Origin of the sequence: Burkholderia sp. Bp9143, from assembly GCF_003853645.1 — a bacterium.
In the GTDB taxonomy this organism is placed as follows: Bacteria; Pseudomonadota; Gammaproteobacteria; order Burkholderiales; family Burkholderiaceae; genus Burkholderia.
In genome coordinates this window covers 1-581 of sequence record NZ_QTPO01000162.1, presented here as the reverse complement: position 1 = coordinate 581, position 581 = coordinate 1, and the positions used below count along the sequence as shown (strand labels likewise).

Genomic DNA, 581 nt, shown 5'->3' with positions numbered 1-581 from the left:
GCCGGCGAACCCAGACGGATGCCGCTCGTCACGAACGGCTTTTCCGGGTCGTTCGGGATCGCGTTCTTGTTCACCGTGATGTGCGCCGCACCGAGCGCCGCTTCCGCTGCCTTGCCCGTGATGTTCTTCGCACGCAAATCGACCAGCATCACGTGGCTTTCCGTACGGCCCGACACGATACGCAGGCCGCGCTTGACCAGCGTTTCAGCCAGCACGCGTGCGTTCTCGACCACCTTCTGCTGATATTCCTTGAATTCCGGCGACAGCGCTTCCTTGAACGCCACGGCCTTCGCCGCGATCACGTGCATCAGCGGGCCGCCCTGGATACCGGGGAAGATCGCCGAATTGATCGGCTTCTCGTATTCCGACTTCATCAGGATCACGCCGCCGCGCGGGCCGCGCAGGCTCTTGTGCGTCGTCGTCGTCACGAAGTCCGCGTGCGGCACCGGGTTCGGGTACACGCCCGCCGCGATCAAGCCGGCGTAGTGTGCCATGTCGACCATCAGGTACGCGCCGACCGACTTCGCGATCTTCGCCAGACGCTCGAAGTCGATCTTCAGCGCGAATGCCGATGCACCCGC

The 581-nt window shown here is 64.2% G+C and carries 1 protein-coding gene; it reads right to left on the bottom strand.

The window, feature by feature from the left end; translation table 11 throughout:
* Nucleotides 1-581, bottom strand: a 581-nt coding sequence (locus DIE23_RS39135) for an aminotransferase class I/II-fold pyridoxal phosphate-dependent enzyme (RefSeq protein WP_124618216.1), incomplete at both ends; no start/stop codon positions are given.